Below are 16,322 nucleotides of genomic sequence, written 5' to 3' on the forward strand. Positions count from 1 at the left end.
CCCGGCATATCCGCCCTTCAGCGCAGCTACTTGCCCGCCACCCAGTCCTTCACACTCGCCAGTGCTGCGGGCAAAGCCGCCGGGTTATTACCACCACCCTGTGCCATGTCCGGGCGACCGCCGCCACGACCATCCACCTGCTCCGCCACATGCTTGAGCAGATCACCGGCCTTGAAGCGATCAGTCAGATCCTTGGTGACACCGGCCACCAGGGCCACCTTGTCACCTTCCACCGCTGCCAGCAGGATGATGGCCGAACCCAGCTTGTCTTTCAGCTTGTCCATGGTCACCCGCAGGGTCTTGCCGTCGGCACCGTCCACCGCCGTGGCCAGCACCTTCACGCCATTGATATCCTCAACACTGTCGGTGAGGTCGCTGCCGGCACCGCTGGCCAGCTTCTGCTTCAGGCGTTCGATCTCCTTTTCCAGCTCACGCACTTTCTGTGCCTGGCTGCGCACCCGCTCGGCGGCATTGTCGGGAGTGCTCTTCACCGTAGCCGCGATATCGCTGAGCGCACGCTCCTGACTGCGCATGGCGTTCAGGGCATTCTCCCCGGTGACCGCTTCGATACGACGCACACCGGCGGCGGCAGAGGCTTCCAGGGTAATCCGGAACAGGCCGATGTCGCCGGTGCGGCTCACGTGGGTACCGCCACACAGTTCCTTGGAGAAGCCGTCGCTGCCCATGCTCAGCACACGAACCTGATCATCATACTTTTCACCAAACAGGGCCATGGCACCGGCTTCACGGGCGGCATCGATATCCATCAATTCGGTAGATACGGCGGTGTTGGCAAGAATCTGGCGATTAACAAGGGTTTCGATCTGCTCGCGCTGGGCTTCCGTCACGGCTTCGCCGTGGGAGAAGTCAAAGCGCAGGTAATCGGCAGCCACCAGCGAGCCCTTCTGCTGAACGTGCTCGCCCAGGACGTCACGCAGAGCGGCGTGCATCAGGTGGGTGGCAGAGTGGTTACGCATGATAGCCTTGCGGCGCTCCACATCCACGTAGGCGGCAATCTTGTCACCGACCTTGATGCTGCCACTTTCCACCTTGCCCATATGAATATGAGCGGCCTGGCGCTTGCGGGTGTCGGCCACGGCAAAACGGTTATCTCCCTTCACCAGGTACCCGGTATCGCCTACCTGGCCACCGGATTCTGCGTAGAACGGAGTGCTGGCCAGCACCACCATGCCTTCTTCGCCGGCATTGAGGCTATCCACGGCGTCACCGTCGCGGTACAGACCCACGACTTCATCTTCGTCTGCCAGCTTTTCGTAGCCGGAGAAGTCGGTAACGGCCTCGATATTGAGGCGATCACTGTAGTCGTTGGCAAAACTGCCGGCGCCGCGGGCGCGTTCGCGCTGGGCTTCCATGGCTTTTTCGAAGCCATCCATGTCCACCTCAAGATCACGCTCACGGGCCACGTCGGCAGTGAGGTCCGGCGGGAAGCCGTGGGTATCGTAGAGGGTGAACAGCACATCGCCGGACAGCATCTTGCCGTCCATGTCGTCGATGGCGCTTTCCAGCACTTTCATGCCGGCGGCCAGGGTGCGACCAAACTGCTCTTCTTCCGCCAGCAGGGCTTTCTCGATACGGGCCTGTTCACGGGCCAGTTCCGGATAGGCTTCGCCCATCTGTTCTACCAGCGCCGCCACCAGGGTAGAGAAGAACGGCTTGTCCTGGCCCAGCTTGTGGCCGTGGCGCAGGGCACGACGGATGATGCGGCGCAGCACATAACCGCGACCTTCATTGGACGGGATCACACCGTCACAGATCAGGAAGCTGGAGGAGCGGATGTGGTCCGCGATCACGCGCAGGGACTTCTCTTCCAGATCGTTGCAGCCGGTGGCGTTGGCCGCCGCCTTGAGCAAGGCCTGGAACAGATCGATTTCGTAATTGGAGTGCACGCCCTGCAGCACCGCCGCAATACGCTCCAGGCCCATGCCGGTATCCACGCTGGGCTTGGGCAGCGGCTTGAGCTCGCCGTCTTCCTGACGGTCGTACTGCATGAACACCAAGTTCCAGATCTCGATATAACGATCCAGATCGTCGTTCTCGGAACCCGGCGGGCCACCGGGCACATCGGCGCCGTGGTCGTAGAAGATTTCGGAACAGGGGCCACAGGGGCCGGTGTCACCCATCTGCCAGAAGTTGTCTTCATCGAGACGGGAGAAGCGCTCGGCGCTGACGCCCATTTCCTTCAGCCAGATATCTGCCGCTTCGTCATCGGACACATGCACGGTGACCCACAGGCGGTCTTCCGGCAGCCCCAGGGTGCCGGTGAGGAACTCCCAGGCAAACTTGATGGCTTCGCGCTTAAAGTAGTCGCCAAAGCTGAAGTTGCCCAGCATTTCGAAGAAGGTGTGGTGGCGCGCGGTGTAACCCACGTTTTCCAGATCGTTGTGCTTGCCGCCCGCACGCACACAGCGCTGGGAGCTGGTGGCACGGGTGTAATCCCGGGATTCACGGCCCAGGAACACGTCCTTGAACTGGTTCATCCCTGCATTGGTAAACAACAGGGTGGGATCGTCATGGGGCACCAGTGAGGAGGACGGCACCTTGGTGTGTCCCTGACTGGCGAAGTAGTCCAGAAAGGCCTGGCGTAGTTCAGCACTGTTCATAGGAAAAACGGTTTCTTGGCTGGCTATCGGAAAGCGCCGAGTATAGCGCCCATGGGGCCGGGTTGCGATGGGAAGAAGCTAGCTACAAGCTTCAAGCTGCAAGCTACAACACGGAATAGTCACTCGGCACGCTTAAAGTCCTTCCCCGCGCACAAATCCCGGTGCCGGAAACGCGGCATTTAAGACCAGAAACATGCACTTTCCTGGCCCGCGTTGCAGCTTGTAGCTTGAAGCTAACCTTTTATCGCCGCCGCCAGGCACACCGCCAGCACCATCGCCAGCAAAATGCGCTTGAGCACGATCGGGGAGACCCGGTGGGCGAAGCCAACGCCCAGGCGCACCCCCACCAGGGTGCCAGCGGCGACGAGCAGGCCGGGGAGCCAGGCCACCTGATCGCGCCACATGAAGATGCCCAGCGCCAGCACGGTAAAGCTGCCGGTGATGGCCAGTTTCAGGGCATTACCGCGCAGCAGATCGTAACGCATTTGCCCCACCAGGACGGCAATCAGCACAAAGCCTACCCCCGCCTGAACAAAGCCACCGTAGATACCGGCAAAGAACAGCCCCAGCCAGGCCGGGAGAGAATCATTAGGCACCAGCGGCGTTTCATCCGGGGCGGGCGTCATTTGATTGGGCTTGAACACCATGATCAGGGCGACCGCCACCAGGGTGGTGAGCAGCACCGGCTTGATGATGGCCTCGGGCAGATACGCCGCCGCCAGTGCGCCCACCAGCGTGCCCAGCAGACAGGGCACCAGAATCGCCGGCAACGGTTGGAACGGCATGGTGCCGCGCTTGTTGAACTGGCGCACCGCCTCAACGCTCTGGATCAGTACCCCCACCCGCATGGTGCCATTGGCCAGCGCAGCGCTCATGCCGGTGAGCATCAGCAACGGCAGTATCAGCAGCCCCCCGCCGCCGGCGAGGGTATTGATAAAGCCAGCAAGAACGCCTGCGCCCAGCAAGGCAGCAGCAAGCCAGGGGTCGGAGAGATATTCCATGGGAAAGCTCTGTCGGGAGTCAACGGGAAGCATGGAGGAGCAAGCTACAAGCTTCAAGCTGCAACGCGGGCCGGTAAAATGCCTGCTTTTGACCTTTGAAGCCGCGTTTCCGGCACCGGGATCTGTGCGCGGGTAGAGACTGTGAGTATGTGGCGAGGCTTATCCGCGTTGCAGCTTGAGGCTTGTCGCTCCCCCCGGCGGAGAGGGCATGGCCCTTTCCGCCCTACGAAGATGATAGGGAAATTCGTCTAGGCCTTCAGGGACTTGCCAAAATCCAGCATGCGGTTGAGCGGCACCATGGCTTTTTCGGCCAGGGTAGGATCAACGAAGATTTCCTGCCCCATGCCATTCTCACTTTCCAGCACATCCAGCATGTTCTGCAGGCCATTCATGGCCATCCACGGGCAGTGGGCGCAGCTGCGGCAAGTGGCGCCAGAACCGGCGGTGGGGGCTTCCAGGAAGGTCTTTTGCGGAGCCAGTTGCTGCATCTTGTAGAAGATGCCCTTGTCAGTGGCAACGATAAAGGTGTCGTTGTCCATGTCGCAGGCGGCCTTGATCAGCTGCGAGGTGGAGCCTACCACATCGGCAATTTCCACCACGGAGGCCGGGGATTCCGGATGCACCAGCACGGCCGCTTCCGGGTAGGCCTTTTTCAGATCAAGCAGGCCCTGGGCCTTGAATTCTTCATGAACGATACAGGCACCGTCCCAGCACAACACATCCGCTCCGGCTTTATCGCGCACGTAGCTACCAAGATGCTTGTCCGGGGCCCACAGGATTTTCTCGCCGTTACGATCCAGATGCTCAATCAATTCCACCGCAATAGAGGAAGTCACCACCCAGTCGGCGCGAGCCTTCACGGCAGCAGAGGTATTGGCATACACCACCACGGTGCGGTCCGGGTGCTGGTCACAGAAGTCGGAGAACTCCTGTTCCGGGCAGCCAATATCCAGTGAACAGGTGGCTTCCAGCGTGGGCATGAAGACGCGCTTTTCCGGGCTCAGGATCTTGGCAGTTTCGCCCATGAACTTCACACCGGCCACGATCAGGGTGGAGGCCGGGTGCTCCTTGCCGAAGCGGGCCATTTCCAGGGAATCGGACACGCAACCACCGGTCTCTTCTGCCAGGGACTGGATTTCCGGATCCGTGTAGTAGTGGGCCACGAGCACGGCGTCACGTTCGCGTAACAATGTCTTGATACGTTCACGATAGGCCAGTCGCTGCTCGTCACTCAGCGAATCATCCTGCACCACCTTTGCCAGGTGGGCCTGTACCAGCGCTTGTGCCTCTGCCGTCATCGCTCTCACCGCCCGGAAATAGACCAGATTTCAATCACTTGGAGCCGCCACCTGACAGTGGCGAAAAAACAAGGCGCGAATAATACCACAACGTCGCCGGATGGGTTGTGACAAGAAGATGCCGGAACCATTGGCGACCCTTCTTAACCCGAAAATGCGCCCGGGAGGCGCATTTTTCAAGGGGAAAGGGACAGGCAGGAGATACCTTCCCCATCGGTAACTCGCAACAGATGTGGGATCAGGATGCGCCGGGGCGCCAGCGTGGGCCGTTGGCCACGATGTGCACCGTGCTGATAGCTCTTTCCAGAAACGCTCCTTCGCAGTAGCACAGGTAGTAATCCCACATGCGCAAAAAGCGCTCATCAAAGCCCAGATCGCGGATTTGGGAGAGCTTGGCCAGGAAACGCTCACGCCAGTGATGCAGGGTACGCGCATAGTCATGACCAATGTCATACAGCTCGGTGGCCACCAGATCGGTGTGGCGGGTGAAATGATCGGTCATCACCGACACGCTGGGCAGGAAGCCACCGGGGAAGATATAGCGCTTGATGAAATCCACCTGCTTGCGGGCGTAGTCGTAGCGCTGGTCAGGCACAGTGATGGCCTGCAGCAACAACTTGCCTTCCGGCTTGAGACGCTCCCCGAGTACTGTGAAGTAGCTGGGCAGGAACTCCGCGCCCACCGCTTCAATCATCTCGATGGACACCACCCGATCGTACTGACCTTCCAGTTCCCGGTAATCCTTTTCCAGAATGGTAATGCGTTCTTCCAGACCGGCTGCTTTGACCGCCTCGCGGGCATAGCGGGCCTGTTCGCGGGAAATGGTCGTGGTGGTCACGTTGACGCCATAATGTTTGGCCGCATGGATCGCCAACCCGCCCCAGCCGGTCCCGATTTCCAGAACGTCCATGCCGGGCTGCAATTCCAGCCGCTGACAAACCAGATCCAGTTTGTGTTCCGCCGCTTCTTCCAGACCAGCATCCGGACGTGGGTAGACCGCGCTGGAGTACATCATGGAGCGATCCAGAAACAGCGCGAAGAAATCGTTGCCCAGATCGTAGTGAGCCGCGATGTTACGGCGGGAACCTTGCAATGAATTGCGGTTGTGACGATGCAGTAATTTGAGAGCGGGTTTGGACAACTTGGCGAGGCCGCCTTCCAAAGCGCGCATGGCCTGGATGTTGGCAGCAAAGTAACGAATGACTTCAACCAGATCCGGACTGTCCCATCCCCCTTCCATGTAAGCCTCTGCAGCGCCCAGTGCGCCGCCGCTCATCATCATGGAATACGTGCGCCAGTCACGGAGTTGAATGACTCCGCCCTCCGGCTCACTGCCAAGATTGATCACGGAACCGTCCGGCTCCTCAATACGCAGTGCGCCATGAGGCAAGGCTTCAAGCTGTTTGAGCACCAGTCGGCGCGCTACGCCAGCCAGGCCAGTGGCCTGATCACTGACGGCAACCGTATTGTTCGACGCGCTTTCACCAGACTGCATTACCCTCTCCTCTCACTCTTGTTCTGCTCGCTGTGCTGGCGTTGCGGGTGCCGATAAAACCTGGCGCCCTTTCGCCAAAGTTTGAATGCCTGCCAGTAAATACCTTTGAGCGTGACAAAACCTCTGGCACCCATTCTTACAATGACATTACGCATGACAGCCCTTTCCGGATGCAACAATGTCAAATTCAAACCGGCGGCAAACACCACCTCATTATCACTTTTATCTTCCAACACTAGCCGCAAATCAGGAAAGGCGACGTGAAGACGCCAGTGATAACGCAGCGCCATGGGCAGGAAAGGGGAAACGTGGAAGCTTTTGTCGTGATCGACTTCCAGCGTCCCCGCTTCGTTGGCTGCCAGGGGCAGCGCATAAAAATGCTTCTCCTTCCAGGGTGTATTCTGCACTTCCGCCAGCATGCTGTCGGGCTGATCCGAACCCTCGGGAAAATGCAGGTACAGCACCAGGGGGTTGAACAAGGTGCCAAAGGTTCGCCACTGCCCCAACATGCACACCCTGCCTTGCTGCCAATCCAGCCCTGAATCAGATGCTCGCCCGCGGACCTTGTCGGACAGAGCGGTATCAGTACTGTCCACAAAATCCCGAGCGCGGAATACCACCGGCCGCCAGGCCCGCCCCCACCAGGGAGAGCGGTCAAGCAGCGCAGGTATCTCATCCAGATCACACCACACCAGCCACAGGGGATACGCAAAACGGTGAGTGAAAGGCACGTTGCGCTGGTGCCACACCCTGCCGCTGGCGATCGCCTGCCCTATCATGCGGCCAGCCTCTGCTTGCCCAACGCGGTGACCACATTGAGGGCGGACACCACACCGTCTTCATGGAAGCCATTGCGACACCAGGCGCCGGCATACCAGGTGCGATTGATCCCATTACCGGCAAGCAGGGCTTCCCGCGCCGCTTCGGTTTGCGGTGTAAACATGGGATGGGAAAAATGACGCCGCTCCAGCACTGTGGCCGGGTCAATGCGGTCGGTGGCATTAAGTGTCACGCAGAAGGTTTCCGGCGCGTCGATGCCCTGCAGAATATTCATGTTGTAGGTAACCTGGATACGGTCTGATTGCTCTTTCATCAACATGGCATTCCAGCTGGACCAGACCCGCTTTCGCTTGGGCAAGAGACTGATGTCCGTATGCAGTACCACTTCGTTATCCTGGTAGCCAAGCTGCGACAGACAGTTGTTCTCACGGGCGTCCGCATCGGTCAGGATGGGCAGCACCTGGTCACTGTGGCAGGCGAAGATGACCTGATCGAAATCCCGAGACTCATCATTGGCGACCACGGTGACATGATCGGGGTGACGTGTCACCGATTGCACCGGGGTAGACACATGGAAGGTGGCCGGGCATCGCGCCACCAGCCGGGTTACGTAATGGTTGGAGCCGCCAGGCACCACAAACCACTGCGGTCGGTTGGTCAGCGACAACAGTCCGTGATGATCGAAGAAACGAATAAAGAAACGGGCCGGAAAGGCTTCCATCTGCGCCAGCGAACAGGACCAGATGGCGCCACCCATGGCCAGCACATAATCGCGGCGGAAACGCTCACTGTAACCGTGGCGGCTCAGGTACTCGCCCAGCGGCATATCGCCCTGCGGATCATCCAGCAGCGCCGTGGCTTCCTTGTTGAAGCGCAGAATCTCACGGACAAACCGCCAGTGTGCCGGGCTCACCCAGTTACGCTTGCGGGCAAAGACACCGCCCAGGCCGTCACCGCAATACTCCAACCCATTGAGCTGGTCGCTCACCGCAAAGCCCATTGAGGTAGGCTGACCTGCCAGCCCCAGATCCGCCAGCAATGCCTGGTAGTGAGGATAGGTTCTGTCGTTAAAGACAATAAAACCCATGTCGATATCGTAGTGGCCATGATCGCGCTCCACCGGCACAGTACAGGTATGGCCGCCCAGGTAGTCACCCGCTTCGAACACTTCCACGTCATGGTGTTCTGCCAGATACCAGGCAGCGGTCAGGCCACTGATGCCCGCACCCACAATGGCAATCTTCTGCTTCTCACTGTTCATCATGTTCAATTCCCGCCCTGTCCCTGCGTAGTGTCATAAAGTTGTTTAACCGCCTTGAAAGACTCGGTGACCCGCTCTCTTACCCCGGCATGGGGCACAATGGGCGCCGGGTAGTCCGGTACCAGTAACGGCTGCTTCCAGGGTTCATGAATGGTCTTGTTATCCAGCGCTTTCAGTTCCGGCACCCAGTGGGCAATGAAGTGCCCTTCTGCATCAAAGCGCTGGCTTTGCCGAACCGGGTTAAAGACCCGGAAATACGGCACCGCATCGGTGCCCGTGGAGGCGCTCCACTGCCAACCGCCGTTGTTGGCGGCAAAATCCCCATCTATCAGGTGCTGCATGAAAAAATCTTCCCCTTTGCGCCAGTCCAGCCACAGGTGCTTGCTGAGAAACATGGCCGTAACCATGCGCAGGCGATTGTGCATCCAGCCCGTTGCCACCAGCTGGCGCATGGCGGCATCCACCAGCGGATAGCCAGTACGACCTTCACACCAAGCCTGAAACAGGACCTCATCGTCATTCCACTGCAGCAAATCGGTTTCGGCACGAAACGCCCTGCCCCAGCTCAAACGCGGATACTGGGCCATGATCTGGCGGTAAAAATCCCGCCAGGCCAGCTCACCGATCCAGCAGGCGGCACCATCCCGGGCGCCGGCATCGGCCATGGCCTGGCGGGCCGCATGAAAACAACTGGCCGGCGACAGGGTGCCTGCCGACAGGGCCGCAGACAGGCTGCTGGTGGCGGTGAGCGACGGAAAGTCGCGATTTTTTCGATAGTTGGCCAGATGCCGGGTGATGAAATCATCAAGCTGTCGACCAGCCGCCTGTTCTCCGGGCTCCCAGCGCGCCGTCAATGACGCCGGCACCGCGAGCCTGGCCAGGGCATCATCAATGGTTTTTTTATCCGCAAAAACAACGGGCTTTGCCGCTGGCTTTGCCGGCGGGTCTGGCATGGCAAAATGATCATCCAGCCATACATCCCAGCGTTTTTTGTAGGCACTGAACACCGTGTAGGGGGTGCCCTTGCCGGTGCGGAGCGTGGTGGGCGGCACCAACACGCTGTCATCAAAGCCGCGAATAGTCACACCCAGTTGCGCCATTTCGCGAGCCACACCCTCATCCCGGCGGCGTTCATTCAAAGGGTATTCGCGGGTGCAGAACACCCGCTCAACGCCCTGTTCGCGAACGAAAGCCGCCAGACGCTGAGGCACCTGACTGAAATCGCCCGTGTCCAGCACCTGCAAGCCAATGCCTCGTGCCGCCAGTTGTTCACCCAGCTCGCACAAGCTTTGCAATACATACCAACGACGCAGAGGAGCCACACCATGGTCATCCCATTGCCCCTCACAGAGACAGTACACAGCGGTTACTGGTCCGCCCGCCTGAAGGGCTTCCTGCAAGGGACGGTGTGAATGGACGCGCAAGTCATTGCGATACCAGACCAGATTCATGCCTGTTCCTCCCGACTCGCCAGACTGAATGCCTGCAAGGCATCGGCCACCTCGCCACGGCTGCCGGTGAGCACAGAAACACCGGGCACTTCAGTTGCCAACTGTTGCGCCAGCGGCCCCCAGATACAGGCAGGAACCCCCGGCGCCTGTTGAGGAAGCCAGCGGGCGCGCTGGGCAGCACTGGGCAACGCATCCGCCAGCCAGATAATGCCAAAGTGTGGGTGGGCGGCATGACGCTGCAGCAGGGCCTCGTAATCGGCGGGTTGATCCAGGCACCACAGGGGCGAATTCATCACCATGGCCAGCTCCAGCGCCGCCAGAGGATCACCCAGAGGCACCAGTATCCAGCCACTACGGGTACGCCCGGGCGCCAGCGACAAAGCCCTGCCAGACCACTTCTGGGTCAGCAGGCTGTGGAACAGGGCCGCTTGCAGGGAAAGGGATGACGAAATCGCCAGTTGTTCGCGCAACGGATCAGAAAATTCTGCTATTACCCGGCCATGGCCGTAGTCGGCAATCAACCCATTGAGCTGCTGCTCCAGCCGTCTCAGGTTGAGGGCCTCCAGCGAAGCCAGAGCGTCCTCTCTGGCTTCTTGCCAGACAGGTTCCGCAGTGACATCGGCACTGGAAGAAGAGTCCAGCAAGGCCTGTACCTGGCGGATCGGCACACCCTTTTCCAGCCACTGCACCACCGCCTGCACCCTTGCCAACTGCTGTTCGGAATAGCGGCGGTGCCCCTTGGCGGTTCTCGAGGGCTTGAGCAGGCCATACCGCCGCTCCCAGGCCCGTAGCGTCACCGGGTTAACCCCACAACGCTCACTGACTGCCTGAATGCTGTAACCGCTGTCATCCGCATTCATGGTAACTGCCAACTTGCTCAAACCCGGTTCCTCAGCCCCAATGAATCGGGATATGGGCTCAGATAACGCTGCGCCTGCAAGTAAGGTTGATCGACCTTGCGCAATGCACCGCGGAGCAACGTCATGGGCACCACCAGCGGCACATCCTCACGCAGGTAAGCATCAATCTGTTCGCTAATCAGTGACCGATCCTCCTGGCTGAGTCCATCGCGCAGGAACCCGGCCAGGTGCTGCAGAGTATTCACATGTGCGCCGCGGGAAACCTGCTTCTTCATGGCCTCCATAACGGCATGAATATAATCATCGGCAATGTCTTGCAGCGGACGCGCCTTGAGGTTGCCCAGCATGGGCCCAAGCTCGCGGTAGGTGCGCTGGCAATGCGCCAGCAACTGAAACTTGTGACGACTGTGGAAGTCGATAAGACGCTGCGGGGTCAGACCGTTGGCAACCATCTGGCACCAGTCATCGTAGAGGAATACCCGTTCGATAAAGTTTTCCCGCAGCCCGTCGTCATTGAGCCGCCCCGCTTCTTCCAGCGGCATCAACGGATAGCGCTTTTTCAGCCCCGCAGCAAACAGCCCTGACGCATCACGGTTGAGCAATTCACCATCCTCGCGGTACAGCTTTACCCGCTCCATGCCACAACTGGGTGATTTGGCCATCAGGATAAAACCACGCAACCCGGCCAGTTCCGGCAGGGTACGCTCAACAAAATCGGCCATCAGGTCGGTGTGATCACGCTGCCCGTCACTGGTCACCATGCGGACCTGATCACCTTGCTCGATGAGACGCAGCGAAGGGCGAGGCGTGCTTAATCCCGATCCCATCTCAGGACACAGCGACCGAAAAGAGAAATGATTGGCCAGAACCCCGGTGCAATACCGCGAATGCTTGTGGCCACCATCATGGCGTACTTCCATGCCCAACAGGCAGGCACTGATACCAACGGGGATCTTTTCTGCTGTATCCATGACGCGTCGCACCTGTACAGAAAAATTGAGTTGTACAAGTTTAGTCTGCCTGCCTGTCAACGGGCCGTGAAGCTAACTCAACCCCTGTTATCTCTCCGCCATGGTTCCATCACAGGGATGCAACACCCTGCGCATAATCTTATACTTCACCATGACTGATCATATGGGCAGTATTATGCGAATTCTGGTGTGTGGTGGCAGGGATTACAGGGATATTGATTGTGTAACCGATAGCCTGGAAAGGCTGCGCCGGGCGGGCCTGATCAGCCTGCTGATTCACGGCGATGCCAGCGGCGCAGACCGGCTTGCCAGCCAATGGGCAAGGGACGCCGGGCTGGATCAGGTGAGCTACCCGGCCAACTGGAAGGCCCATGGCCGTGCCGCCGGCCCCATGCGCAACCGGCGAATGCTGCATCACGGTCGCCCCCAGGCGCTGGTGGCCTTTCCCGGTGGGCGCGGCACAGCGGACATGGTCGCGCTGGTCGAGCAGGCCGGTTTACCCGTATGGAAACCGGCACAAGGCCAGGGTTTCCCGGATTTTGAACAGGGGGAAATCAGCACCCGCTAGAGGGGCTTACTGTTCATCCTGCCAGTCAACTTTTAGGTAATTGCCACCCGGCCATTACAGTGTGAACATGGTTCGGCACATTATTGATACCAACCGGTATCAGGCAAGATTTGCCAGGGAGCACTTCATGGAAAACGGCCAACTGTTACGTAGCCTGGTTCCCATCTACCCTACCAAGGGGCGCCATGAGGCCAGCAGCCAGTTTCTCGGATACTTGCTTTACAGTCAGCAAAAGCAGGCCTATCTGGCAGCCAGCAAGAAACTGGATCCGTGCCGAAAAAACAACTGGGTGACCTATGCCGGTGCCGCCCATCGCTTTGACAGCAAAGTGATGGCACAAACCGCGCAAAACCTGGTGAAGAAGGCATCCGAGATTCAGGAGCTGTATGAGAAGAATGGGAAGTTGATGATCCGCAAAGTCGTGTAGGCATTCACTTCAGGAACATGGCCTGCGGGAGAGGCAAAGCGCTTGCAGGCGAGTTCCCCCACCCCAAATCTGAGTGGCTCAAAGCATGCGCCTGCTCCCTCCCTCGCAATTAGCACCATGCTTCTGGGGCCCCGACGCTCCTTTAAAGGATTTGTCCCGCATTTGAGGGAACACCGCTCCCACATGATTAGCGTCTGTATGGCGCTTCCGGCGAGGTAGCCGGCCACCACCCCATAGAGGACAGGGCGGATATTGCAAAGCCTGCAGAGTTTCCGTAGGCGGCGGGCCAAACCCAGGCTCTATACCGCTTTCCCTCTAATCGGCAACAAACCAAAAAAAAGGCTGCCTTGAAGGCAGCCTTTTTTGAAAATGGTGGGTCGTGCTGGATTCGAACCAGCGACCAATTGGTTAAAAGCCAACTGCTCTACCAACTGAGCTAACGACCCNTGAGCCCGGCATATCTTACTGATTTTCAGGTAAAACACAATTGAAGTTGGCTATGCGCGTCTTTGAAAAACGCTGCAGCCCAAAGCTATCGGCCCTGACTCCGGGGCAATGGCAGCCATTACTTGCCGAGGACATAAAAAAAGGCTGCCTTGAGGGCAGCCTTTTTGAAGATGGTGGGTCGTGCTGGATTCGAACCAGCGACCAATTGGTTAAAAGCCAACTGCTCTACCAACTGAGCTAACGACCCGCTCCCGAAGGAGGNCGCAAATAATACGGATTTATTTCCGCCTGACAAGGGGGAGAAAGGATTTTTTTCCCCTTTACTGATAGTTTGTTGGATCTTTGACCAACGCTTCTTCAAAACCCAGCTTGCGCAACCGACAGCTGTCGCATTTACCACAGGCATTGCCGCTTTCATCGGCCTGGTAGCAGGACACCGTCAAGCCATAATCCAGCCCGAGATTCACGCCCTGACGAATGATGTCTGCCTTGCTGAGGTGCATCAGGGGCGTTTCAACACTGATGGGCCGGCCTTCAACACCAGCCTTGGTGGCCAGGCTTGCCATGTTCTGGAAGGCTTCAATGAACTCAGGCCGGCAATCCGGGTAACCGGAGTAGTCCACGGCATTCACACCGATAAAGATTGCCTCGGCGTCCAACACTTCAGCCAGCCCCAGTGCCAGTGACAGGAAGACGGTATTGCGTGCGGGTACATAGGTAACCGGAATCCCGTCGCCGCCATCCTCGGGCACATCAATGCTGTGATCAGTCAGGGCAGAGCCACCAATGCTGCCCATTCCCAAGGCCACCACGCGGTGACTGAGCGCACCCAGTGCCGCAGACACCCGTACGGCAGCGTCCAGCTCCGCACGGGTGCGCTGGCCGTAATCGAACGCAATGGTGTGGCACTGGTAGCCCTGATCCCGGGCAATCGCCAGGCAGGTGGCAGAATCCAGTCCACCGGACAGCAGCACGACAGCGTGTTTCATTCGGTAATGGCTCCTCTAACGGCCCCGGGCATCATTCCAGAGCAATTTGTGCAGTTGTAACTGAAAGCGCACCGGCAGGCGGTCAGCCACAATCCAGTCCGCCAGATCTCCCGGTGCCAGCTGCCCCTGCACCGGGGAGAACAGCACATCCTCTACCCGCTCATGCAGTTGATGCTGATCCAGCATGAAACGTGCCCAGTCATAGTCCTTGCGGTCTGCCAGCACGAACTTGACCTGATGGTGCCGGCGCAAATGGGGGATATTCTCCAGCCGGTTATTATGCTGCTCCGCTGATCCCGGGGCTTTCAGGTCCATGACCACGGATACCCGCTCGTCTACCTGACTGATATCCATGGCGCCGCCGGTTTCCAGGCTGACCTCATAGCCCAGATCACAGAGAGCCACCAGTAAAGGCAGGCAATTTGGCTGGGCCAACGGTTCACCGCCGGTGACAGTGACGTAATTCGCCCCGTGGCTGGCCACTTCCTCGAGAATGGCATCCAGGGTCCACTTGTCCCCGCCCGAAAACGCATACTCGGTATCACACCAGACACAACGCTGGGGACAGCCGGTCAGGCGCACGAAAACCGTCGGGCGACCCACGGTTCTGGCTTCGCCCTGCAGGGAATGAAAGATTTCGGTAAGACGGAGTTCCACAGCCTCTCCTGAAAGCCGGGCCATGGCGAAACCATGACCGGGGCGGAAATGCGGCGGATTCTATCACCTTTGCCGGCGTCTGTGCCGCCGGCATTGGCATGACAATCAGCCGTTCAGCTGATCAAGAAGGGATTTCGCCTGGCTGACCTTGGTGGAATCGGGGTATTGCTTGATCAACTTGTGCAGATTGATCTTCGCTTCGGGCACCTTGCCGCTGCGAGCCTGCATCACCGCCAGGGTATAGAGGCTGGAGGGTGCCTTGCTATGATCCGGGTAGTTATCGACAACAGCCTGGAACTGCTCCATGGCCTTGTCGTTCTGGGGTGTCTTCTGGTTGCTGTAGACCTGCCCAAGCCAGAAATGGGCATGGCCCCGATACTGGCCATTGGGGAAATCCTTGAGATAGGCCTCAAAGGCTTCAGCCGCCGCGTCGAAATCACGACCTACCAGATGATCCTTGGCCGCATTATAGGCCTGTTTGTCTGCTTCCGGGTCAACCGGACCCGCAGCATCACCACTCTCTGACTGCTCGGCAACGCCCTGTTCAGCCAGAGTATTAATTCGTGTATCCAGATCCAGGTAACGCTCGCGCTCGGCATCTTTCATTACCTGAAGTTCATGGCGCAGTTCTTCGATCTGCCCCTGGAGCATCTGGACCTGCTCCTCAAACTGTTGTTGCTGCTGCATCAACATGATCAACGCATCTTCACTGGCGGCCGGTGCGGGAGTTGCCCCCTTGTCGGCTGCGGCAGAGGCCATGCTGCGAGCAGTACTGCGATCTTCAATGGCCAGCGGCCCAGTACCCTGCGCATGTGCGCAGAGTACCAGGGAGCTGAGCAAGACGCCTGCGAACAGGCGTTTTGTCATCACTACTGTCATCGCTTACGGACGGCCAGCAGTGTAGTTCAGTTCAACGCGACGGTTCTTGGCCCAATCCATTTCAGAATGGCCGAAAGCCGCAGGCTTCTCTTCACCGTAGGACACGACTTCGATCTGGGAAGCAGATACGCCCTGAACACGCAGGAACTTCTCTACCGCCTTGGAACGACGCTCGGACAGAGCCACGTTGTACTCACGGGTACCGCGCTCGTCAGCGTGACCTTCCAGACGCACTTTGGCGTTGGCGTTGTTCTTCAGGTGAGTCGCGTGAGCACGCAGAGTCTCGAAAGCAGCAGCCGGAACGGTGTTGCTGTCGAATGCGAAGTAGATCACCTTGCTGTTGGTGGTACCGTCATAGTTGGACGGATGGTTGTAGAAGTTGTCAGCAGTCATCGGGATGCTGCTGGTGTCCGGCTTGGCCGGAGCAGTGGGTTCTACCGGGGTTACCGGAGCAACTTCAGTCTGCTCAGCGGTATCGGTAGCGGATGTGTCTTCTTCAGTCGGCGTGCTGGAACAAGCGGCCAGCGCGGCAGCCAACATCAGGGCGAACAGCGGGTTGAGAAATGAACGCATGAAAAGCTCCTATTATTTCCTAAGTTTGGACTCCGAGAACCTGG

General features: G+C 58.8%; 15 protein-coding genes and 2 tRNA genes. 2 read left to right on the forward strand and 15 right to left on the reverse strand.

Annotation, left to right across the window (positions count from 1 at the left end; all coding sequences use genetic code 11):
- Positions 1–26 precede the first annotated feature (26 nt).
- From alaS to GQF00_RS05100, 9 genes are all read right to left on the reverse strand, one after another.
- Complete coding sequence (gene alaS, locus GQF00_RS05060) at positions 27–2,621, reverse strand: alanine--tRNA ligase (RefSeq protein WP_161318079.1); 2,595 nt, start codon at positions 2,619–2,621, stop codon at positions 27–29.
- A 233-nt stretch (positions 2,622–2,854) separates the two neighbouring features.
- A complete protein-coding gene (locus tag GQF00_RS05065; protein ID WP_161318080.1) occupies positions 2,855–3,622 on the reverse strand; it encodes a sulfite exporter TauE/SafE family protein in 768 nt (255 codons plus the stop codon).
- Positions 3,623–3,870: 248 nt separating this feature from the next.
- A complete protein-coding gene (gene nadA, locus GQF00_RS05070; protein WP_161318081.1) occupies positions 3,871–4,920 on the reverse strand; it encodes a quinolinate synthase NadA in 1,050 nt (349 codons plus the stop codon).
- A gap of 238 nt (positions 4,921–5,158) precedes the next feature.
- Entirely contained in the window at positions 5,159–6,415 is a 1,257-nt protein-coding gene (locus GQF00_RS05075) for a cyclopropane-fatty-acyl-phospholipid synthase family protein (protein WP_161318082.1), read from the reverse strand.
- Positions 6,415–7,194: a DUF1365 domain-containing protein gene (locus tag GQF00_RS05080; RefSeq protein WP_161318083.1), complete on the reverse strand. Its 780-nt coding sequence runs from the start codon at positions 7,192–7,194 to the stop codon at positions 6,415–6,417. The genes GQF00_RS05075 and GQF00_RS05080 overlap by 1 nt, the downstream gene beginning before the upstream one ends.
- Complete coding sequence (locus GQF00_RS05085; protein WP_237440403.1) at positions 7,191–8,459, reverse strand: NAD(P)/FAD-dependent oxidoreductase; 1,269 nt, start codon at positions 8,457–8,459, stop codon at positions 7,191–7,193. The genes GQF00_RS05080 and GQF00_RS05085 overlap by 4 nt, the downstream gene beginning before the upstream one ends.
- A gap of 2 nt (positions 8,460–8,461) precedes the next feature.
- Positions 8,462–9,907, reverse strand: coding sequence for a deoxyribodipyrimidine photo-lyase (locus tag GQF00_RS05090; protein ID WP_161318084.1), 1,446 nt, complete (start codon positions 9,905–9,907; stop codon positions 8,462–8,464).
- Positions 9,904–10,788 (reverse strand): MerR family transcriptional regulator, encoded by an 885-nt coding sequence (locus GQF00_RS05095; protein ID WP_161318085.1) that lies wholly within the window; start codon positions 10,786–10,788, stop codon positions 9,904–9,906. Before GQF00_RS05095 ends, GQF00_RS05090 begins: the two co-directional genes overlap by 4 nt.
- Entirely contained in the window at positions 10,785–11,738 is a 954-nt protein-coding gene (locus tag GQF00_RS05100) for a DUF523 and DUF1722 domain-containing protein (protein WP_161318086.1), read from the reverse strand. The genes GQF00_RS05095 and GQF00_RS05100 overlap by 4 nt, the downstream gene beginning before the upstream one ends.
- A 175-nt stretch (positions 11,739–11,913) precedes the next feature.
- On the opposite strand from GQF00_RS05100, the gene GQF00_RS05105 reads away from it, so the two are divergent.
- Together GQF00_RS05105 and GQF00_RS05110 are read left to right on the forward strand one after the other, a co-directional pair.
- Positions 11,914–12,306 carry a DUF2493 domain-containing protein gene (locus GQF00_RS05105; RefSeq protein WP_161318087.1) on the forward strand — a complete coding sequence of 131 codons (393 nt, stop codon included), beginning with the start codon at positions 11,914–11,916 and terminating at the stop codon, positions 12,304–12,306.
- A 127-nt stretch (positions 12,307–12,433) separates the two neighbouring features.
- Positions 12,434–12,733, forward strand: coding sequence for a hypothetical protein (locus GQF00_RS05110; protein ID WP_161318088.1), 300 nt, complete (start codon positions 12,434–12,436; stop codon positions 12,731–12,733).
- Positions 12,734–13,103: 370 nt separating this feature from the next.
- Here the strand turns inward: GQF00_RS05110 and GQF00_RS05115 are convergent.
- The 6 genes from GQF00_RS05115 to pal all read right to left on the reverse strand — a co-directional run bounded on the left by GQF00_RS05115 (position 13,104) and on the right by pal (position 16,278).
- A tRNA-Lys gene (locus GQF00_RS05115) sits at positions 13,104–13,179 on the reverse strand.
- Positions 13,180–13,351: 172 nt separating this feature from the next.
- Positions 13,352–13,427 (reverse strand) — tRNA-Lys (locus GQF00_RS05120).
- Between the two features lie 73 nt (positions 13,428–13,500).
- On the reverse strand, positions 13,501–14,169 hold the full coding sequence (gene queC, locus GQF00_RS05125; RefSeq protein ID WP_161318089.1) for a 7-cyano-7-deazaguanine synthase QueC: 669 nt from the start codon (positions 14,167–14,169) through the stop codon (positions 13,501–13,503).
- A 15-nt stretch (positions 14,170–14,184) separates the two neighbouring features.
- A complete protein-coding gene (gene queE / locus GQF00_RS05130) occupies positions 14,185–14,826 on the reverse strand; it encodes a 7-carboxy-7-deazaguanine synthase QueE (protein ID WP_161318090.1) in 642 nt (213 codons plus the stop codon).
- Between the two features lie 105 nt (positions 14,827–14,931).
- On the reverse strand, positions 14,932–15,693 hold the full coding sequence (ybgF, locus tag GQF00_RS05135) for a tol-pal system protein YbgF (protein WP_237440404.1): 762 nt from the start codon (positions 15,691–15,693) through the stop codon (positions 14,932–14,934).
- A gap of 15 nt (positions 15,694–15,708) precedes the next feature.
- Positions 15,709–16,278, reverse strand: a complete 570-nt coding sequence (gene pal, locus GQF00_RS05140) for a peptidoglycan-associated lipoprotein Pal (RefSeq protein ID WP_161318092.1) — start codon at positions 16,276–16,278, stop codon at positions 15,709–15,711.
- Positions 16,279–16,322 lie beyond the last annotated feature (44 nt).

The sequence above is a fragment of the Alcanivorax sp. DP30 genome, assembly GCF_009882945.1.
Taxonomy (GTDB): domain Bacteria; phylum Pseudomonadota; class Gammaproteobacteria; order Pseudomonadales; family Alcanivoracaceae; genus Alcanivorax.